Raw genomic sequence first — 19,273 nt, forward strand, 5'->3', positions numbered from 1 at the left:
TAAAAGCGAGGCAAGCATGGACAAACAGCACAAGGCCAGTATTGACGGGGATCAATGGGCGCAGTGCGTGCGGGATCACGGATGGCTGTGGAATGCCGCCTCGGTACCGGCCTCGGCGACACTGATTCTCGCCCATGGCGCCGGTGCGCCGATGGACAGCGGCTGGATGAGCGACATGGCTGCGCGCCTTGCCGCGCAAGGCGTCAACGTGTTGCGCTTCGAGTTTCCGTACATGGCCCAGCGGCGAGTGGACGGCGGCAAGCGCCCACCGAACCCGGCACCGAAACTGCTGGAATGCTGGCGTGAGGTGTATGCCGTGGTGCGACGCCATGTCACTGGGCGTCTGGCCATTGGCGGCAAGTCCATGGGCGGGCGGATGGCCAGTCTTTTGGCCGATGAGCTGGAAGCGGATGCGCTGGTGTGCCTCGGTTATCCGTTCTATGCCGTCGGCAAACCGGAGAAACCTCGGGTTGAGCATTTGGCTGCGCTAAAGACACGGACGTTGATTGTGCAGGGCGAGCGCGATGCGCTGGGGAATCGTGAAGCCGTTGAGGCTTACACGTTGGCACCAGGTATCGAAGTATTCTGGCTGGGGGCGGCGGACCATGATTTGAAACCGTTGAAGGCTTCGGGGTTTACGCATGAGCAGCATTTGGACGCGACAGCGAAGAAAGTCGCCGGGTTTCTGTGAGAAGCAAGATCAAAAGATCGCAGCCTTTGACTTTGTTGTCAGCGGTTAAACCGCTCCACCAACGAATACTGGGTATTCGCGGTCTTGGTCAGTTCCTCACTCAGCAGCGCCGAGTTTTGTGCCTGTTCCGAGGTCTGGTCCGTCATTTGAATCAACAGTCGTCCAGGTCGGGAAAGATGACTTTACCCACTACCCAAGGCCCAACGATTTCACAATGCACAGTGCGCAGGAATGAACCCCACTCACTTCGGTTATGGGCATCAGGGCCGGTGACAGTCAGCAAAAGGTATTCATCCCGAAAGGCGTCAAAGGCATAGATCAGCCAGAAGTCATTGTCAGGATCTTCAACCAGAGCGGTTCGGTAATACTGGCGGTCGATTTTTGCCCATTGGGCTTGAATCGCTTGAGTGCTTGCCAGGTGGATGTGGTGCATATCGCTGAGGTCGAGCCGTTCGTCTCGCCCGAAAATAGTCGGCAGTTCGCCGCACAACTTTGTAGTTGTAAAAGTGTGCGGCGAAGTTTTGCCAGTTGTTTATTTGTTCAAAAAGTGCAGAGATTTTGGCAGCTGGCATCCATGGCCATGCAGGTGGAAACTGTGTTTGCCAATGTCGATACCGAGAAGCGTCATCGTGTTCATGAGAGATCCTCCGCCGAAAACGAGAAAAGCCCTGCAAGCGTAAACCTGCAGGGCTTCTCGGTCAGGCTGACCATCTCATTAAACCCGGAAGCTTTCGCTGTCCGGGTTTTTTGTTTTTCGACCACGATCAGCGGTTAAACCGCTCCACCAACGAATACTGGGTATTCGCGGTCTTGGTCAGTTCTTCACTCAGCAGCGCCGAGTTCTGTGCCTGTTCCGAGGTCTGATCAGCCAGTTGCGAGATGTTGCTGATGTTGCGGCTGATTTCTTCGGCCACCGAACTTTGCTCTTCGGTCGCAGCAGCGATTTGGGTGGTCATGTCAGTGATGTGGGCTACCGCTTCGCTGATGCCCACCAGCGCCTGATCCGCTTCCAATACCCGCGCCACACCTTCTTCGGCCTGGCGATGGCCGGCCTCCATGGTTTGCACCGCCGTGCTGGCGGTTTGTTGCAGCTTGGCGATCAGGGCGTGGATCTGCCCGGTGGATTCGCTGGTGCGCTGCGCCAATTGGCGCACTTCGTCGGCCACCACCGCAAAACCACGACCCATCTCACCGGCACGCGCGGCTTCGATCGCAGCGTTCAAGGCGAGCAGGTTGGTCTGGTCGGCAATGCCTTTGATCACGTCTACCACGCCGCCGATTTCGTCGCTGTCCTTGGCCAGTTGCGTAACGGTCAGGCCGGTTTCACCGACCACCACTGACAGGCGTTGAATGGCTTCGCGGGTTTCACCTGCGATGTCGCGACCGCGACCGGTCAGGCGATTGGCTTCCTGAGTGGCGTCGGCGGTGCGCTGCACGTGACTGGCGACTTCCTGAGTGGTAGCGGCCATCTGATTGACGGCGGTCGCCACTTGCTCGGTTTCGACGCGCTGACGTTCCAGGCCGGTGGAGCTGTTGTGAGCCAGCGTGTCGGACTGTTTCGCTTGTTCGTTCAGATGCTCGGCGGTGTCTTGCAGGCGCGTCAGGCAGGTTTTCAGGCGAGCTTCCTGGCTGAGAATGGACATTTCCAAGCGTGCCTGGGCACCTCGGCTGTCGGTGTACATCTGCGCGATCAGCGGGTCGGACGTGGTCTGTTCGGCCAGGCGCAGCAAACGCTTGATGCCGCGCTGTTGCCAGCTCAAGCCCATCAAGCCCAACGGCACCGAAAGACCGGCGGCGAGGGCGAAGCCCCATTGCGACGTCAGGGTGGCGCCGATCATGAAGCTCAACTGGCTGACCAGAATGAACGGCAGCCAATCCTGAAGTACTGGCAACCACTTATCTCTTTGAGGAACGGCGGACTTGCCCTGGTTGATGCGTTGGTAGAGCGCTTCGGCACGGCGGATCTGCTCGGCGGTGGGCTTGACCCGCACCGACTCGTAACCGATCACCTGATTGCCTTCGAACACCGGTGTGACATAGGCGTTGACCCAGTAGTGGTCACCGGTCTTGCAGCGATTCTTGACAATGCCCATCCATGGCAAGCCTTGTTTCAGTGTGCCCCACATGTGCGCGAACACCGCAGCCGGGACGTCGGGGTGACGAACCAGGTTATGCGGCGCACGGATCAGTTCCTCACGCGAAAACCCGCTGATTTCGATGAAAGCATCGTTGCAGTAGGTGATCATGCCCTTGGCATCGGTGGTGGAAATCAACCGTTGCTGAGCCGGGAAGGTCCGTTCGCGTTGTGTAATGGGCTGGTTGTTACGCATGGCTTTTTCAATCCGCAAGGCTTTGATGGTGTATCGGCATCGTCGGGCATTTATTGAAGTTTTTTTTCAATAAATCAGTAACGCGTCGCAAAACGACCGCTGCGTCATCATCCCGCGAGCATCGGATACGTGAACAAGCCGAAATGCAGCAGATTCAAACCAAAATGGGTGGCGATGGCCGCACCTAACCCACCGAATCGGTAAGCCAGGCCATAGCCGATACCGGCCAGGCTCGCCAGTAACACCCATTGCCAGCCAGCGCCCAGATGAACGAGGCCAAATAGCAATGATGCGAGCACCAGCGCGAGGCTTTCGCCATAAGGCAGGTGTTTAAACTGCCGGCTCAGACCGCCCTGGATGTAGCCGCGAAACAGCGCTTCTTCCACCAGCGTCACCAGCAACAGATTGTTCAGCATCCACAGCCAGGCCTGATCCGGCCATTTCGGTGCCCAACTGATCACCCCCAGCAATAGCGCACCACCCAGAGCCAGTACGGCACTCACGGTCAGGGCGAGGGCGGTGGCATACACGGACAGGCGCAGGGAGCGCCGGCCGATAATCCACGGACAAACCAGCAACAGCCAGAAGCCGATCAGGGGTTTGTCCAGATTCAGGTACATGGCGAACCGCACGGCATCGTCGGTGAAACGCTGGGGATCGATGGCTCGACCGTTGTAGAAACCGGGAAGCCAGTGTGTCGCCAGCGCCACCGCCAGGACGATGAACAAGCCGTGGCCGAGGTAGCGGCCGAGGGGAATCTGTTGTTGGCGAACGGCGAAACCGGCGATCAGCAGTAACCCGAAAGAAATGGCAGCCAGCCAGCCGAGATGGCCGTAGATCAAAGCCAGGCCGTAGCCGAGCGAGAGAAGTGCCAGATAGATCCATGGCAGAGCGATCATTTGAAGTCCTTGAGGGCGGAGGTGCCTGTTTTCTTGGGGCGCGCAATTATAGAGACATACACCGCCCAAACAAAAACACCGCCCGAAGGCGGTGTCGTTGTCAGCTGGCTGTTACGAGGCAATCAACTGCCGCAACACGTAATGCAAAATCCCTCCGGCCTTGAAGTACTCCACTTCGTTCAGGGTATCGATCCGGCACAATACCTCGACCTTCTCCTGGCTGCCGTCTTCACGGGTGATGACCAGCGTCAGGTTCATCCGCGGAGTCAGTTCGACGCCCGTCAGGCCAAGAATGTCCAGGGTTTCCTTGCCGGTGAGGTTCAGGCTCTTGCGGTTCTGATCCAGCTTGAACTGCAGCGGCAACACGCCCATGCCCACCAGATTTGAACGGTGAATCCGCTCGAAGCTTTCTGCGATGACGGCTTTGACCCCCAGCAGGTTGGTGCCCTTGGCCGCCCAGTCACGGCTCGATCCGGTGCCGTATTCTTGCCCGGCGATCACCACCAGCGGCGTGCCCGATGCCTGGTAACGCATGGCCGCGTCGTAGATCGGCAGTTTTTCCCCGGTCGGAATGTAAATCGTGTTGCCGCCTTCTTCACCGCCGAGCATTTCGTTGCGAATGCGGATGTTGGCGAAGGTGCCGCGCATCATCACTTCGTGGTTGCCGCGACGTGAGCCGTAGGAGTTGAAGTCCCGCGGTTCCACTCCTTGTTCACGCAGGTAACGGCCGGCGGGGCTGTCGGTCTTGATGTTGCCGGCCGGGGAGATGTGGTCGGTGGTCACCGAGTCGCCGAGCAGTGCGAGGACTTTCGCCCCTTCGACATCCTTGACCACCGGCGCAGGACCGCCAATGTCATCGAAGAAGGGCGGATGCTGGATATACGTCGAATCGTTGTTCCAGACATAAGTCGCCGCCTGCGGCACTTCGATGGCTTGCCACTGCTCGTCGCCGGCGAACACTTCGGCGTACTCCTTGTGGAACATCGCGGTGTTCACCTGAGTCACTGCGTCGGCGATTTCCTTGGTGCTCGGCCAAATGTCTCGCAGATAAACCGGGTGGCCGTCCTTGTCGTGTCCCAAGGGCTCGCTGCTGATGTCGATGCGCACCGTGCCGGCCAACGCATAGGCGACGACCAACGGCGGGGAGGCCAGCCAGTTGGTTTTCACCAGCGGATGCACGCGGCCTTCGAAGTTGCGGTTGCCCGACAGCACCGAGGCGACGGTCAGGTCGGCTTTCTGGATGGCTTTTTCAATCGGCTCCGGCAACGGCCCGGAGTTGCCGATGCAGGTGGTGCAGCCATAACCGACCAGGGCAAAACCGAGTTGGTCGAGGTAGTGGGTCAGGCCGGCTGCCTTGTAGTAGTCGGTGACCACTTTCGAACCGGGGGCCAGCGAACTCTTGACCCACGGTTTGCGCTTGAGGCCTTTTTCCACGGCTTTTTTCGCCAGCAGCCCGGCCGCCATCATCACGCTGGGGTTGGAGGTGTTGGTGCAAGAGGTGATCGCGGCAATCACCACCGCACCGTTTTTCAGCCGATGCGTATGGCCTTCGTGGGCGTAGTCCGCCTCACCGATCAGATCGGCGTTGCCCACTGCGACACCACCGCCGCCCTCACTTTCGAGGCGACCTTCTTCCTTGCTGGTCGGTTTGACTTGCAGGCCGAGAAAGTCAGTGAACGCTTGCGCGACATTCGGCAACGAGACGCGGTCTTGTGGGCGCTTCGGCCCGGCGAGGCTGGCTTCGACGCTGCCCATGTCCAGCGCCAGGCTGTCGGTGAACACCGGCTCTTTGCCGGGCAGGCGCCACAGGCCCTGGGTCTTGCTGTAGGCCTCCACCAGTTTCACGGTTTCCGTGGTGCGGCCGGACAGGCGCAAGTATTCCAGGGTCACCTCGTCCACCGGGAAGAAGCCGCAGGTGGCGCCGTATTCCGGAGCCATGTTAGCAATGGTCGCGCGGTCGGCCAGCGGCAGGTCGGCGAGGCCGTCGCCGTAGAACTCGACGAATTTGCCGACCACACCTTTCTTGCGCAGCATCTGGGTGACGGTCAGCACCAGGTCGGTGGCGGTGATGCCTTCCTTGAGCTTGCCAGTGAGTTTGAAGCCGATCACTTCCGGAATCAGCATCGACACCGGTTGACCAAGCATCGCCGCTTCCGCTTCGATCCCGCCGACGCCCCAGCCGAGTACGCCGAGTCCGTTGATCATGGTGGTGTGGGAATCGGTGCCGACCAGGGTGTCCGGGAAGGCATAGGTGCGGCCGTCCTCATCCTTGGTCCAGACCGTGCGACCCAGATATTCAAGGTTTACCTGGTGACAGATGCCGGTGCCCGGCGGCACCACGCTGAAGTTGTCGAAGGCGCTCTGGCCCCAGCGCAGGAAGGCGTAGCGCTCGTGGTTGCGCTGCATTTCGATGTCGACGTTCTGTTCGAAGGCGCTACTGCTGGCGAATTTGTCGACCATCACCGAGTGGTCGATCACCAGGTCCACCGGCGACAGCGGATTGATGCGCTGCGGGTCGCCACCGGCCTTGGCCATGGCGGCGCGCATGGCGGCCAGGTCGACTACGGCCGGGACGCCGGTAAAGTCCTGCATCAATACCCGCGCGGGGCGGTATTGGATTTCGCGGTCGGAGCGACGCTCCTTGAGCCAGGCGGCAATCGCCTTGAGATCGGCGCCGGTGACGGTTTTCTCGTCCTCCCAGCGCAGCAGGTTTTCCAGCAACACTTTCAACGACATGGGCAGCTTGTCGAGATCACCCAGGCTCTTGGCGGCTTCGGGCAAGCTGAAGTAGTGATAGGTCTTGTCGTCGACTTGTAAGGTTTTAAGGGTTTTCAGGCTATCGAGGGACGGCATTGAAATGACTCCTTTAAGTCCACACGGCTACGGACTGAGGGACGGGCAGAGGTTTAAACCTAGTCCTGTTTGGTGCTTAAGGCTAATAACTGGACCCTAAGGGCAAGTCCAAGGTTCCGAACTCGGCTATCATGCGCCGGTTTTCGTGACAGGCTTTGCTTCAACGCAAGTCTGGGCATCGCGCAGTGGCGCAATTTTTCCGCCAACTGCCCAGGAGTAAGAATGAACACCCTCTTTATGCATTGCCGACCGGGCTTCGAAGGCGAAGTCTGTTCCGAGATTTCCGAACATGCCGCGCGGCTGAACGTGGCCGGTTATGCGAAGGCCAAGACCGCCAGCGCCTATGCCGAATTCATCTGCACCGAAGAAGACGGTGCCGAGCGCCTGATGCGTGGCCAGCGTTTCGCCGACCTGATCTTCCCGCGCCAGTGGGCCCGTGGGATCTTTATTGATCTGCCGGAAACCGACCGCATCAGCGTGATCCTCGCCCACATGGCGGACTTCCCGCTGTGCGGCAGCCTGTGGCTGGAAATGGTCGACACCAACGATGGCAAAGAGCTGTCGAACTTCTGCAAGAAGTTTGAAGTGCACCTGCGCAAGGCGCTGATGGCGGCCGGCAAACTGGTGGAAGACCCCAACAAGCCGCGTCTGTTGCTGACCTTCAAGAGCGGCCGCGAAGTGTTCATGGGGCTGGCGGAGTCGAACAACTCGGCGATGTGGCCGATGGGCATTCCACGCCTGAAGTTCCCCCGTGAAGCGCCGAGCCGTTCGACGTTGAAGCTGGAAGAGGCCTGGCATCACTTCATTCCCCGCGACCAGTGGGATGAGCGTCTGCACAGCGACATGACCGGTGTCGACCTCGGAGCCGCACCTGGTGGCTGGACCTGGCAACTGGTCAACCGCGGCATGCTGGTGACCGCCATCGACAACGGCCCGATGGCCGAAAGCCTGATGGATACCGGTCTGGTGCAGCACTTGATGGCCGACGGTTTCACCTTCAAGCCCAAACAGCCGGTGGACTGGATGGTCTGTGACATTGTCGAGAAGCCGGCGCGCAACGCGGCGATGCTGGAAGAATGGATTGGCGAGGGGCATTGCCGGGAAGCGGTGGTCAACCTCAAGCTGCCGATGAAACAGCGTTATGCCGAAGTGAAGCGCTTGCTGGAGCGTATTGCCGAGGGGTTCAAGGCGCGGGGCATTCGGGTTGAAATCGGCTGCAAGCAGCTGTATCACGACCGTGAAGAAGTGACCTGCCATTTGCGCCGGCTTGACGTGAAAAAACCGAAATCCCGCTGATTCACACGGTCCCGCTCCCACAGGTGACCGAACACCCGGCAATGCGCGACAATGCCGGCAAGTTTCAGGAGTAAACCATGAGTGAAATGATCGATACGCCGGTCGACGGCACCCTCGACGCCACCGGCCTCAATTGCCCGGAACCGGTGATGATGCTGCACCAGCACATCCGTGACCTGGTGCCCGGCGGCCTGCTGAAGGTGATCGCCACTGACCCGTCGACCCGTCGCGACATCCCCAAGTTCTGCGTGTTCCTCGACCACGAGTTGGTGGCGCAGCACGAAGAGGCAGGCACCTACCTGTATTGGATCCGCAAGAAACTCGCTTAACGGGCACAAAAAAGGCCTGCATGTGCAGGCCCTTTTTTTGCGCTCGCTTAACCGGCCGAACGGCTGATGCGGATCCGTTTGCGTGCGCTGCGTGCCAGGCGGATCGACAGCATCAGCGCCGCGCAACTCAAGCCGACGATCAAACCCTGCCACAGCCCGCTCGGGCCACTCGGCGCGCTGAACCAATCGGTCAGGCCCAAGGCGTAACCCACCGGCAAACCGATGCCCCAATAAGCGAACAGCGTCAGGATCATCGTCACTCGCGTGTCTTGATAGCCGCGCAGTGCGCCGGCCGCTGTCACCTGGATCGCATCGGAAAACTGGAACAGCGCCGAGTACACAATCAGCATCGCGGCTACGTGAATCACCGTCGGATCGGCGGTGTAGATTGCGGCGATGGGTTCACGCAGCAACAGCATCATGCTTGCGGAAATGCACGCATAAGCCAGTGCCGTGCCCATACCGACCCCGGCGGCGAAGCGTGCTTCGCGTGGTTCTTCACGGCCCAGTGCCTGGCCGACCCGCACGGTCACGGCCATGCCCAGGGAGTAGGGGATCATGAACACCAGTGAGCTGAAATTCAGGGCGATCTGGTGCCCGGCGACCACCGTGGCGCCGAGGCTGCCGATCAGCAGGGCGATCACCGCAAAGATGCTCGACTCGGCGAAAACGGCGATGCCGATTGGCAGGCCGATGCCCAGCAAACGTTTGATCACCGCCCACTGGGGCCAGTCGAAACGGCTGAACAACTGGCTCGACTGATAGGCTGGCGCCCACCGTTCCCAGCCGGCCATCCCCAGCGCCATCACCCACATCACGATTGCCGTGGCCCAGCCGCAGCCGACACCGCCCATCGCCGGCACACCAAAGTGGCCATAGATGAAAATGTAATTGAGCGGAATATTCAGCGCCAGCCCGCACAAGCCAAGGACCATGGCCGGACGCGTGCGACCCAGGCCATCACTGAAGCAGCGCAATACGTGATAGAACGCGACGGCGGGCAGGCCGCTGGCGATGCCGTGCAGGTACTGCATGCACGGGCCGATCAGCTCGGGATCGACCTTCATGATATGCAGGATCGGTTCGGCGCTGAACAGCAGGCCGGTCGCCATCAAACCCACCACCAACGCCAGCCACAAGGCCTGACGAACGATCGGGCCGATCTCGCTGTGAGTGCCGGCACCGAAGCGCTGGGCGACTTTCGGGGTGGTGGCCAGCAGCGTACCGGTCATCAACAGAAACACCGGCACCCAGATCGAGTTGCCTAACGCGACGGCCGCAAGATCGCGAGGCCCGACCCGTCCCGCCATCACCGCATCGACGAAGCCCATGGCGGTGGTCGCCAGTTGCGCGATCATGATCGGCAACGCCAGGCCGAGCAGGTTTTTCAGCTCCAGGCGAACCCGGGCCGGGCGGTTGAGGGAAATAGCGGCGGTGGGGTCGGTCACGGAATTCAAGGCGAAACGTCCAAAGGATTTTGATGCGCGAGGCGGCGCATTCTACGCCTTGACGCAATGGTCAGGAAAAATCCTGTGTTGCGGATTTGTAATCAGTTTTACAGGCATCCCCCACTCCCTGTGGCGAGGGAGCTTGCTCCCGCTGGGCTGCGCAGCAGCCCCAAAAGCAGCTGTCCAGTTCCTTCAGGCACACCGCGGCATCAGTCTTTGCGACTGCTTTGCAGCCGGATGGGAGCAAGCTCCCTCGCCACAGGGGGGCAACTAAGGTGCTTAATACCTGCTGGCTCATCACCTCCATCTGCGCCTAAACTGCCGGTCCGCCAAAGGAGCCTGCCATGTTGATTGTTGCCGACGAAAATATCCCGCTGCTCGATGCCTTCTTCGAAGGTTTCGGTGAAATCCGCCGAGTGCCGGGACGTTCCATCGACCGCGCCACCGTCGAACAGGCCGATGTGCTGCTGGTGCGCTCAGTGACCAACGTCAATCGCGCATTGCTCGAAGGCAGCAAAGTGCGCTTTGTCGGCACATGCACCATCGGCACCGATCATTTGGATCTGGACTACTTTCAGCAGGCCGGCATCACCTGGTCCAGCGCGCCAGGCTGCAATGCCCGGGGTGTGGTCGATTACGTGCTGGGCAGCTTGCTGACCCTGGCCGAAATCGAAGGTGCCGACCTGACTCAGCGCACTTACGGCGTGGTCGGCGCCGGCGAGGTGGGCGGGCGGCTGGTCAAGGTTCTGCAAGGCCTGGGCTGGAATGTGCTGGTTTGCGATCCGCCACGGCAAGCCGCTGAAGGGGGCGATTACGTCAGTCTCGAGCAGATCATCGAGCAATGCGATGTCGTCAGCCTGCACACGCCGCTGGACAAACAGGGTCCTCAGGCAACCTGGCATCTGTTCGATAAAAACCGTTTAAACCAACTCAAACCCGGCACCTGGCTGATCAACGCAAGTCGTGGCCCGGTGATCGACAACGCCGCCCTGCGTCAGGTGCTGTTGCAGCGTGAAGATCTGCAAGCGGTGCTGGATGTCTGGGAGGCTGAGCCTGAAGTCGATGTAGCGCTGGCGGAGTTGTGTGTCATCGCGACGCCGCACATTGCCGGCTACAGCCTCGACGGCAAACAGCGCGGGACGGCGCAGATCTATCAGGCGTTTTGCAAATTTCTTGGGCAACCGGAACAGGTTAGCCTGAACGATTTGCTGCCAGCGCCATGGCTGTCGGCTGTTACGTTGAATGCTGACACCGATCCGGCCTGGGCGCTGGCGATGTTGTGCCGTGGCGTGTATGACCCGCGCCGTGACGACGCGGATTTCCGACGCAGCCTTGTAGGTAATGTGAACGAACAACGTGTGGCGTTCGATGCGTTGCGCAAACATTACCCGCTGCGGCGTGAAATCGATGGGTTGAAAGTGCGGATCGAAGGGGATTCGCCGGCGTTGCAGCAGATCGTGGCGGCCTTAGGCGCAACCTCTGCCTAGCAAACTGACCGGATCCCTACAAAAGCCACACAAAACAGACACCCATAAAAAACCCGGTCAACAGGGCCGGGTCAAGAAGACGGTGGCTATATCACTTTTGTTCGGCAGGCTTGACCAATCGCTTTTCCAGTTCGCGGCAAGCGTCCTGGATCATGCTTTCAGTGATCGGTACTTCGCGCCCATCCTCATCAATAATCGAGCAACCCAGAGACTGGTCTGGCTGCGTGCGGATCACTGGAATCTTGTCATCGCTGCTGTTTTGCAAGGACATGGCCTGTCTCCTCATCAGGTTGTTTGCTTACTGTAGAACCGCCAAGTGACCGGGCTGTGACAACTCCCTGCGATCTTTCAGGTCGGCCTCTTCAGTCCATCAGAAATACCCTGACGTTTCCACCCGGACTTTAGACCAATAACCTCTAGCCGCTAGTCTTGGTGGTCATAATTAACGTTACTCATTGTGATTTACAGCGTTCAAGCCGATTGACCGGTGTAGGCTTGATCGGGTCAAAACCCATTGGTTGCATCATCGGATGATCTTCATGCTCTCTGCCCGTCACCGCCGCGCCATTCGCCTGGCCAGCCGTTTCATCACGCCTTATCGCTGGCCGGCCTTAGGCGCCTTGCTGGCGTTAATTGTCACTGCCGGCATCACCTTGTCCATGGGGCAGGGGATTCGCCTGTTGGTGGATCAGGGTTTCATGACCCAGTCGACGCATTTGCTCAATCAGTCCATCGGCCTGTTCATGTTGCTGGTGATCGGTCTGGCGATCGGCACCTTTGTCCGCTTTTACCTGGTGTCGTGGATCGGCGAGCGCGTTGTCGCGGACATCCGCCGTCGGGTGTTCAACCACCTGGTCTATCTGCATCCGGGCTTTTATGAAGACAACCGCAGCTCCGAGATCCAGTCACGACTGACTGCCGACACCACGCTGCTGCAATCGGTGATCGGCTCTTCGCTATCGCTGTTCCTGCGCAACGGGCTGATGGTGATCGGCGGGATTGTCTTGTTGTTTATTACCAACCCCAAGCTGACCAGCATCGTAGTGGTCGCGTTGCCGTTGGTGGTCGCGCCGATTCTGATTTTTGGCCGCCGGGTACGCACCCTGTCGCGCCAGAGCCAGGATCGGGTTGCCGATATCGGCAGTTATGTGTCCGAAACCCTGAGTCAGATCAAAACCGTGCAGGCCTACAACCATCAGGTGCAGGACGAGCAGCGTTTTGCCGCGACCGTGGAAGAGGCTTTCAATACCGCCCGCAAGCGCATCTTCCAGCGGGCCTGGTTGATTACCCTGGTGATCCTGCTGGTGTTGGGGGCTGTCGGGGTAATGCTCTGGGTCGGCGGCATGGATGTGATCGCCGGGCGGATTTCCGCAGGCGAACTGGCAGCGTTTGTCTTCTACAGCCTGATCGTCGGCGGCGCCTTCGGCACCTTGAGTGAAGTGATCGGCGAACTGCAGCGAGCAGCAGGGGCGGCGGAACGGATTGCCGAATTGCTGCGTTCGGAAAACATCATTCAGCCCCCGACCCATGGGCTGGTGACCTTGCCTGAGCGGGTGAAGGGCGATCTGGTGCTGCAAGATGTGCGCTTTTCCTACCCGTCGCGTCCTGAGAGCTATGCCGTCGATGGTTTGAGTCTGACGATCAACGCCGGCGAAACCCTCGCTCTGGTCGGGCCGTCAGGTGCTGGCAAATCGACGGTGTATGACCTGCTGTTGCGCTTTTACGACCCCGCTGAAGGACGCATCCTGCTGGACGGTGTGCCGCTGACCCAACTCGACCCTCTGGACCTGCGTCGCTGCTTCGCCCTCGTCTCGCAAACCCCGGCGCTGTTCTTCGGCAGCATCGAAGAGAACATTCGCTACGGCCACCCGACGGCGACTTTGGCCCAGGTCCAGGAAGCCGCCAAAATTGCCTACGCCCACGACTTCATCGAGCAAATGCCCAACGGCTACCAGACCCACCTCGGCGACGCGGGTCTCGGTTTGTCCGGCGGTCAACGCCAACGCCTGGCTATCGCCCGGGCACTGTTGGTGGACGCGCCGATCCTGCTGCTCGACGAAGCCACCAGCGCCCTCGACGCCCAGAGCGAGCACCTGATCCAGCAAGCCCTGCCCAGCCTGATGAAAAACCGCACCACACTGGTCATCGCCCATCGACTGGCGACAGTGAAAAACGCTGACCGAATCGCGGTGATGGACCAAGGTAAACTGGTGGCGGTGGGGACGCATCAAGAGTTGATTGCGAGCAATGCGTTGTATGCGCGATTGGCTGCATTGCAGTTTAGTGATGGGCTCCATACCCCAATCGACCAAGTAACTGACTAAGTAACCGACCAAGTCGAGCACCATAAAAATGCCCGCATCAATCGATGCGGGCATTTTTGTCAGCGTTTCAAAGCAGGCTTATTGATCGTCAAAGTAACGTTCATGCCAATCCACCAGCGGCTGCGGTGAATTGAGCTTCTGGCCGTAGATCACCGAATACGACAGCACGTTCTGCACGTACTGGCGGGTTTCGTCGAACGGGATGCTTTCCACCCACACATCGAAACTCAAGTGATCGGCGCCGCGCAGCCATTGACGCACGCGGCCGGGGCCGGCGTTGTAGGCAGCGGAGGCGAGGACGCGGTTGCCGTTGAACTGGCTATGGACCTGGCTCAGATAAGCGGCGCCGAGCTGGATGTTTTTGTCCGGATCGAGCACTTGCTGTGGCGAGGCCAGGGGAATGCTGAACTTGCGCGCGGTTTCCTTGGCGGTGCCGGGCATCAGTTGCATCAAGCCGCTGGCGCCAACGCCGGAACGGGCGTCGTCCATGAAGGCGCTTTCCTGACGAGTGATCGCGAACACCCAGCTCGAGTGCAGGCCACGGACCTTGGCTTCACGCACCAGGGTATCGCGGTGAGCCATCGGGAAGCGGATGTCCAGGTCGTCCCAGTACTGCGCCTTACTGATGGTGCGGATTGCCGGGAAATACCATTTCAGGTCATAGGCCAGTTTCGCCTGGGCGACCATCTCGTCACGACTGAAATGCTGGCTGACGTGGTACCACTCACGTCGGCCGTCGACGATCTGTCCGCGTGCATGGAACTCCAGCGCGCGGCGCACACCGGGTGTATTGCGCACCTTGTTGATCAGCGCTTGGCTGAGCATCAGCGGTTTGTTGATCAGCGAGTAGGGAGACTGCGAACGATCGGCCGCCAGGAAGCCGTAGAAGTCGCGTTCGCGAGCCAGGCCCTTGTAAAGCGTTTGCGCTTGTGGATTCTGTGGCTGCGCCAACTCCAGGGTGCGAGCCTGCCAGTAACGCCAGCGGTTGGTGGTGGCCAGGTCCTGAGGCAGGCGGCGGGTCAACTGATAGGCGTCGTCCCAACGAGCCAGGCGCAACAGCAGGCGCAAGCGCCATTCCGAAACGGTGTTGTCCCGCAGTTCCGGGTCATATTTGGTCATCACGTCCAGTGCGCGACTGTCAAAACGTCGAGCGAGGGTCAGCCCGATTTCCCGGGCGATCGCGACTTTTTCGTCTCGGGAAAAATGCATGCTGCTGGCGTAGCCGTCGAGCAGGGCCATGGCCCTGTCCGGATCCTGACGGGCCAGGCGGCGCAGGCCAAGGCTGACGATGTCGGACATCGGCTCATCGGCCGGGGTAAAGCGCGACGGCTGATTCAGCAGTTCGGGTTTCTGCGCCACATCCACCAGCAGGCGACCGCGCGGGGCGAGGGTCGCCAGGCCATTGATCAGGCTGTTGGCCAGCGGGTAGTTGCCGGCCTGGGCGGCGAGCTTGGTGCGTTCCCAGCGTTTCTGTTCAGTCAGTTGACCATCGGCGGCCCACATGCCGAACACTGCATCGCATGCCTCGGGCCGGGTTTTGCCGCTCAGCCAGAGTTTGTCAGCGTTGGCGTAACCTTCGGCCTTACGGTTATGGCTGATCTGATACTGCGCGTTCAGGCAGTCCAGTTCGGTGAAATTGAGCTTGGGGTCATAATATTTGACGAACGTTTCCCAATCGCCGCGTTCAGCCAGCCAGCGCAGCCAGCGCAATTTCATCCAGTTGGCTTGCGGCAGGTCACCATGTTCGGCGAGGAAACTCTCGATTTCGGCGTTGTTCGCGGTTTTCAGTCGCGCGGTCAGTTCGTCATAGGCCAGGTAGGGTGTCAGCGGATAATCGCTGAGCGCCTGGCTATAACGGAAATATGGGCCGGAATCGCCCTTGGCCAAGGCACGCTTGGCTTCGTCGTAATATTGTCGTTGGGTAGACAGGTCTACCGCCTGGGCGGATTGAACGGCAGCGGCTGTAAGAAGCAAGCATGAAAAAAGACTGAAAAGGCGACTGCGCATGAGACATCCGGGCAGAGAAATCATGACAAGTGCCGATAAAACCGGCACCTAATTATCTGTAGCTTAGCCTTTTGCCAGCAACGGGCGAAAGCTTTGCCGACATGCCAGCATAAGTTCGCAACAATTGTTGTGCAGAGTGCTTCGACATTGAAATTGCCGGCCTTCTGTAGCCTCAAGTCAGGTAGAATGCGCGCCCGGTTTTTGGAGAAGCTCATGACCCTGCTCAAATTCAGCGATGTGTCCCTTGCTTTCGGCGCTATGCCGTTGTTGGACAAGGTGTCCTGGCAGATCGCCCGTGGTGAGCGGGTGTGCATCATCGGCCGCAACGGCACTGGCAAGTCCAGCATGATGAAGCTCGTCAAGGGCGACCAGAAGCCCGACGATGGCTCCGTTTGGCGCGCACCTGGCCTCAAGATTGGTGAATTGCCGCAAGAATTGCCGGTAGCCGACGAGCGGACCGTGTTCGACGTGGTCGCCGAAGGCCTCGACGGCGTTGGCGCGTTGCTTGCCGAATATCACCATCTGAGCCAGAACATCGTCACTGACGCCGATCTGGACAAACTGATGCACGTCCAGCACGACCTCGAAGCCCGAGATGGCTGGCGCTTGCAGCAACTGGTCGACAGCACCTTGAGCCGTCTGCAGTTGCCTGCCGACAAGACCCTCGCCGAATTGTCCGGCGGCTGGCGTCGTCGCGTCCTGCTGGCCCAGGCCCTGGTTTCCGAACCGGACCTGCTGCTGCTCGACGAACCGACCAACCACCTGGACATCGGTGCCATCGCCTGGCTTGAAGAAGCGCTGAAGGATTTCCAGGGCGCCGTGCTGTTCATCACGCACGACCGTTCATTCCTGCAGAACCTTGCAACCCGGATCCTGGAACTGGATCGCGGCGGCTTGATCGACTGGAACGGCGATTACGCCAGCTTCCTCGTGCACAAAGAGGCCACATTGGCCGCTGAAGAAACCGCCAACGCGCTGTTCGATAAGAAACTGGCCCAAGAAGAAGTCTGGATCCGCCAGGGCATCAAGGCGCGTCGCACCCGTAACGAAGGCCGTGTCCGTGCACTGAAAGCCCTGCGCGTCGAGCGTAGCGAGCGTCGTGAGCGTACCGGCAAGGCCAACATTCAGCTGGATACCGCCGACAAGTCCGGCAAGCAGGTAATGGTGCTCGAGAACGTGAGTTTCGCTCACCCGGGCGGCCCGTTCCTGATCAAGGATTTCTCGATGGTCCTGCAGCGCGGCGACCGCATCGGTCTGCTCGGCGCCAACGGTACCGGCAAGACCACGCTGTTGAAGCTGATGCTCAACGGTCTGCAACCGACCAGCGGCACAGTGGAAGAGGGGACGCGCATCGACGTGGCCTATTTCGACCAGTTGCGCCATCAGTTGGATCTGGAAAAGACCGTGATCGACAACGTGGCTGAAGGTCGCGACTTCATCGATATCGATGGCCAGAGCCGTCACGTGCTGAGCTACCTTGGCGACTTCCTGTTCAGCCCGCAGCGTGCCCGCACGCCGGTCAAGGCGTTGTCCGGTGGTGAGCGTGCGCGTCTGCTGCTGGCCAAACTGTTCAGCAAACCGGCGAACCTGCTGGTGCTCGACGAACCGACCAACGACCTCGACGTGGAAACCCTCGAACTGCTGGAAGAGGTCTTGCTGACCTTCAACGGCACCGTGTTGATGGTCAGCCACGACCGGGCATTCCTCGACAACGTGGTCACCAGTACCCTGGTCTTCGAAGGCGAAGGCAAGGTTCGCGAATACGTCGGCGGTTATCAGGACTGGCTGCGTCAGGGCGGCTCGCCGCGCCTGCTGGGTGTGACCGAGAGCAAGTCCGGCAAAGCCGACCTGAATTCGGCTGTCGTGACCGCCGAACCTGCGCCGGTTGCTGCAGTGGAAACGCCAGCGCCGGTGGCAAAAAAGAAACTCAGCTACAAGTTGCAGCGCGAGCTGGAAGCCTTGCCTGGCCAGATCGAAGCCATGGAGCAGCAAATCGCGGTGGTTGAAGCGCAGATGGCGGACGCCGGTTTCTATCAGCGTCCTCCTGCCGAGACGGCTGCAGTGATCGCTCAGCTTGAGCAGTTACAGGCTGAACTCGACGTGATGGTCGAGCGCTGGGCAGAACTGGATGCCTGATTGATCCGGCTATAAAAAAGCCCGGCTTCACTCGTGTGAATGCCGGGCTTTTCGTAAGGGTTTTATTGTTGCTAGTTGTCAGCTTTTTTGCAGGCGCACGGCAAGTACATCGCAAGGCGCGCCGTGCAGCACGTCATTGGCAGTGGAACCGAGCAACAGTGCCAGGCCATGCCGGCCATGACTGCCCACCACGATCAGGTCGCACGTTTGCTCCTTGGCGAGATGGTGAATCTCCTGTCGCGGCTGGCCGTAGGTCAAGTGGCTGTATTCCTTGGAGAGCTCCGGGTATTTCAGGATCAGCCGCTCAAGGCGCTCCTTGGCCTGATCGAACTGTTGCTGTTGCAACTGGGAAAGGTCCATCGGCACGTCGCCGCCAAAGGCCATGGCCATCGGCTCGACGATATGCACCAGGGACAGCTTTGCGCCATTGCTCACCGAAAGTTCGCGGGCGCGGTGGATTACAGGATCGCACTCTTCGGTTAGATCTACAGCGACCAGAATATGGTGGTAGGGCATGAGGTGCTCCTCCTGAGGATTGCAATATTGGTAAGTATGGCTGGTTTCAAGCGCATTGGTTTCAACGTGACCCAATGGGCTCATCAAGAATCGGGAGTACAGATATGACGGTCTGGATAGTGGTGTCAATCCTGCTGGTGGTGCTGAGCCCGCTGGCCTGGTTGCGACCGTCTCGTGTCCAGAGCGGTCGCATGGCCCTGCGCATGGAGGCGCGGCGCATCGGCCTTGCCATGCAATTGTCGCCCCAGGAGTGGCCGCACTGGCTGAGCCAGGAGCCGCCAAGCCCTTGCGCCCAGTACCACCGGCCGCGCCGTGGCACTCAGCCGGCGTGCTGGAGCTATTGGCAGAAGGCGCCGGGTGTGTGGGTCAATCAGTGGCAGGAAGTCTGCGAGGATGGAGTGCTGCTGAATCATTTCGAAAAATTGCCTGCCAACGTCTACAAGGTCGAGGCAGACAAGCAAATGATTGCCCTGTATTGGGGCGAGAAGGGCGAAGCCGAGGTTCTGCAACAGATCGACGCTACGCTCAAAGCACTCGCCTGAACCCCGATCTGCTGCGGAAGGCAATAAAAAGCCCGACATCATCATCGGGCTGGGGTTGGCCAGGCAGGCCGGTAATTCTTTGTGGCACAGATCTTACGCTTGGCATTCGTCAAAAGCGTTCAATTTTTTCTCCAGGGTCCCGCCAGCGTAGCCTGTTAAACACAGGTTGCCGCGAATTAGGGCGACTTTTCTAACTATTGATTCTATGAATGGCCTCACATGCATCCGCGTGTTGCAGGGCTTCGTGGTACGGAAGTGACCGGAAAGTCGCGTTTCAACCAGTATTTTGGGCGATTGACAATTGCCGGAAATTCCGTGAAGGTGACACACCCAAATCAAACGGGCGTATGAATTGAGCGTTTGTATTACAGACTGCTCCTACAGAATCCCGACTATCGCGTTGGCGGGTGTGCCG

Annotated in this window: 16 protein-coding genes and 1 pseudogene; 8 read left to right on the forward strand and 9 right to left on the reverse strand. The window is 59.6% G+C overall.

Translation table 11 applies throughout. The features are described 5' to 3' along the window. Positions 1-16: 16 nt before the first annotated feature. Positions 17-691, forward strand: a complete 675-nt coding sequence (locus AF70_RS01325) for an alpha/beta family hydrolase (protein ID WP_028941156.1) — start codon at positions 17-19, stop codon at positions 689-691. 38 nt (positions 692-729) lie between these two features. Here AF70_RS01325 and AF70_RS29950 read toward each other — a convergent pair. Both AF70_RS29950 and AF70_RS01335 read right to left on the reverse strand, forming a co-directional pair. Further along, positions 730-834, reverse strand: a pseudogene (locus AF70_RS29950) (aerotaxis receptor Aer); the annotation flags it as partial. Positions 835-842: 8 nt separating this feature from the next. Continuing rightward, positions 843-1,124 carry a type II toxin-antitoxin system YafO family toxin gene (locus AF70_RS01335; RefSeq protein ID WP_231380607.1) on the reverse strand — a complete coding sequence of 94 codons (282 nt, stop codon included), beginning with the start codon at positions 1,122-1,124 and terminating at the stop codon, positions 843-845. On the opposite strand from AF70_RS01335, the gene AF70_RS29730 reads away from it, so the two are divergent. Continuing rightward, positions 1,119-1,466, forward strand: a complete 348-nt coding sequence (locus tag AF70_RS29730; protein ID WP_230174137.1) for a hypothetical protein — start codon at positions 1,119-1,121, stop codon at positions 1,464-1,466. The genes AF70_RS01335 and AF70_RS29730 overlap by 6 nt on opposite strands. Here the strand turns inward: AF70_RS29730 and AF70_RS01345 are convergent. The 3 genes from AF70_RS01345 to acnA all read right to left on the reverse strand — a co-directional run bounded on the left by AF70_RS01345 (position 1,456) and on the right by acnA (position 6,773). Beyond that, positions 1,456-3,021, reverse strand: a complete 1,566-nt coding sequence (locus AF70_RS01345; protein ID WP_019579905.1) for a PAS domain-containing methyl-accepting chemotaxis protein — start codon at positions 3,019-3,021, stop codon at positions 1,456-1,458. The genes AF70_RS29730 and AF70_RS01345 overlap by 11 nt on opposite strands. Before the next feature lie 107 nt (positions 3,022-3,128). Further along, on the reverse strand, positions 3,129-3,920 hold the full coding sequence (locus AF70_RS01350) for a CPBP family intramembrane glutamic endopeptidase (RefSeq protein WP_028941157.1): 792 nt from the start codon (positions 3,918-3,920) through the stop codon (positions 3,129-3,131). 111 nt (positions 3,921-4,031) lie between these two features. Next, on the reverse strand, positions 4,032-6,773 hold the full coding sequence (gene acnA / locus AF70_RS01355; RefSeq protein WP_028941158.1) for an aconitate hydratase AcnA: 2,742 nt from the start codon (positions 6,771-6,773) through the stop codon (positions 4,032-4,034). Positions 6,774-6,995: 222 nt separating this feature from the next. Here acnA and rlmM point away from each other — a divergent pair, with 222 nt between their 5' ends. Together rlmM and tusA are read left to right on the forward strand one after the other, a co-directional pair. Then, positions 6,996-8,069, forward strand: a complete 1,074-nt coding sequence (rlmM, locus tag AF70_RS01360) for a 23S rRNA (cytidine(2498)-2'-O)-methyltransferase RlmM (RefSeq protein WP_018925308.1) — start codon at positions 6,996-6,998, stop codon at positions 8,067-8,069. A 77-nt stretch (positions 8,070-8,146) separates the two neighbouring features. After that, positions 8,147-8,398 (forward strand): sulfurtransferase TusA, encoded by a 252-nt coding sequence (gene tusA, locus AF70_RS01365; protein ID WP_007907805.1) that lies wholly within the window; start codon positions 8,147-8,149, stop codon positions 8,396-8,398. Between the two features lie 47 nt (positions 8,399-8,445). Here tusA and AF70_RS01370 read toward each other — a convergent pair whose 3' ends face one another. After that, complete coding sequence (locus AF70_RS01370; protein WP_019579908.1) at positions 8,446-9,855, reverse strand: MATE family efflux transporter; 1,410 nt, start codon at positions 9,853-9,855, stop codon at positions 8,446-8,448. Positions 9,856-10,190: 335 nt separating this feature from the next. Between AF70_RS01370 and pdxB the strand changes: the two genes are divergently transcribed. Then, entirely contained in the window at positions 10,191-11,333 is a 1,143-nt protein-coding gene (gene pdxB, locus AF70_RS01375; protein WP_028941159.1) for a 4-phosphoerythronate dehydrogenase PdxB, read from the forward strand. Between the two features lie 91 nt (positions 11,334-11,424). Here pdxB and AF70_RS01380 read toward each other — a convergent pair whose 3' ends face one another. Further along, positions 11,425-11,604 carry a PA1571 family protein gene (locus tag AF70_RS01380; RefSeq protein ID WP_019579910.1) on the reverse strand — a complete coding sequence of 60 codons (180 nt, stop codon included), beginning with the start codon at positions 11,602-11,604 and terminating at the stop codon, positions 11,425-11,427. 268 nt (positions 11,605-11,872) lie between these two features. Here AF70_RS01380 and AF70_RS01385 point away from each other — a divergent pair, with 268 nt between their 5' ends. Next, positions 11,873-13,657: an ABC transporter transmembrane domain-containing protein gene (locus tag AF70_RS01385; RefSeq protein WP_026331762.1), complete on the forward strand. Its 1,785-nt coding sequence runs from the start codon at positions 11,873-11,875 to the stop codon at positions 13,655-13,657. Between the two features lie 78 nt (positions 13,658-13,735). Here the strand turns inward: AF70_RS01385 and AF70_RS01390 are convergent, their stop codons facing one another. Then, positions 13,736-15,664 (reverse strand): transglycosylase SLT domain-containing protein, encoded by a 1,929-nt coding sequence (locus tag AF70_RS01390; protein ID WP_028941160.1) that lies wholly within the window; start codon positions 15,662-15,664, stop codon positions 13,736-13,738. 213 nt (positions 15,665-15,877) lie between these two features. Here AF70_RS01390 and AF70_RS01395 point away from each other — a divergent pair, with 213 nt between their 5' ends. Beyond that, entirely contained in the window at positions 15,878-17,800 is a 1,923-nt protein-coding gene (locus tag AF70_RS01395) for an ATP-binding cassette domain-containing protein (RefSeq protein ID WP_018925314.1), read from the forward strand. Between the two features lie 78 nt (positions 17,801-17,878). Here the strand turns inward: AF70_RS01395 and AF70_RS01400 are convergent, their stop codons facing one another. Continuing rightward, positions 17,879-18,316 (reverse strand): universal stress protein, encoded by a 438-nt coding sequence (locus AF70_RS01400; protein WP_007933196.1) that lies wholly within the window; start codon positions 18,314-18,316, stop codon positions 17,879-17,881. 104 nt (positions 18,317-18,420) lie between these two features. Here AF70_RS01400 and AF70_RS01405 point away from each other — a divergent pair, with 104 nt between their 5' ends. Beyond that, positions 18,421-18,858, forward strand: coding sequence for a hypothetical protein (locus AF70_RS01405; RefSeq protein ID WP_019579914.1), 438 nt, complete (start codon positions 18,421-18,423; stop codon positions 18,856-18,858). The last annotated feature ends 415 nt before the right edge of the window (positions 18,859-19,273 follow it).

The sequence above is a fragment of the Pseudomonas sp. KD5 genome (assembly GCF_012932895.1).
Taxonomy (GTDB): domain Bacteria; phylum Pseudomonadota; class Gammaproteobacteria; order Pseudomonadales; family Pseudomonadaceae; genus Aquipseudomonas.

What these genes read in the sequence shown, in the direction of transcription:
- rlmM (WP_018925308.1), top strand. Translation starts at nt 6,996, where the DNA reads ATGAACACCCTCTTTATGCATTGCCGACCGGGCTTCGAAGGCGAAGTC.
- AF70_RS01335 (WP_231380607.1), bottom strand. Translation starts at nt 1,124, where the DNA reads ATGCACCACATCCACCTGGCAAGCACTCAAGCGATTCAAGCCCAATGG.
- tusA (WP_007907805.1), top strand. Translation starts at nt 8,147, where the DNA reads ATGAGTGAAATGATCGATACGCCGGTCGACGGCACCCTCGACGCCACC.
- pdxB (WP_028941159.1), top strand. Translation starts at nt 10,191, where the DNA reads ATGTTGATTGTTGCCGACGAAAATATCCCGCTGCTCGATGCCTTCTTC.
- AF70_RS01400 (WP_007933196.1), bottom strand. Translation starts at nt 18,316, where the DNA reads ATGCCCTACCACCATATTCTGGTCGCTGTAGATCTAACCGAAGAGTGC.
- AF70_RS01385 (WP_026331762.1), top strand. Translation starts at nt 11,873, where the DNA reads ATGCTCTCTGCCCGTCACCGCCGCGCCATTCGCCTGGCCAGCCGTTTC.
- AF70_RS01345 (WP_019579905.1), bottom strand. Translation starts at nt 3,021, where the DNA reads ATGCGTAACAACCAGCCCATTACACAACGCGAACGGACCTTCCCGGCT.
- AF70_RS01325 (WP_028941156.1), top strand. Translation starts at nt 17, where the DNA reads ATGGACAAACAGCACAAGGCCAGTATTGACGGGGATCAATGGGCGCAG.
- AF70_RS01380 (WP_019579910.1), bottom strand. Translation starts at nt 11,604, where the DNA reads ATGTCCTTGCAAAACAGCAGCGATGACAAGATTCCAGTGATCCGCACG.
- AF70_RS01350 (WP_028941157.1), bottom strand. Translation starts at nt 3,920, where the DNA reads ATGATCGCTCTGCCATGGATCTATCTGGCACTTCTCTCGCTCGGCTAC.
- acnA (WP_028941158.1), bottom strand. Translation starts at nt 6,773, where the DNA reads ATGCCGTCCCTCGATAGCCTGAAAACCCTTAAAACCTTACAAGTCGAC.
- AF70_RS01405 (WP_019579914.1), top strand. Translation starts at nt 18,421, where the DNA reads ATGACGGTCTGGATAGTGGTGTCAATCCTGCTGGTGGTGCTGAGCCCG.
- AF70_RS01395 (WP_018925314.1), top strand. Translation starts at nt 15,878, where the DNA reads ATGACCCTGCTCAAATTCAGCGATGTGTCCCTTGCTTTCGGCGCTATG.
- AF70_RS01390 (WP_028941160.1), bottom strand. Translation starts at nt 15,664, where the DNA reads ATGCGCAGTCGCCTTTTCAGTCTTTTTTCATGCTTGCTTCTTACAGCC.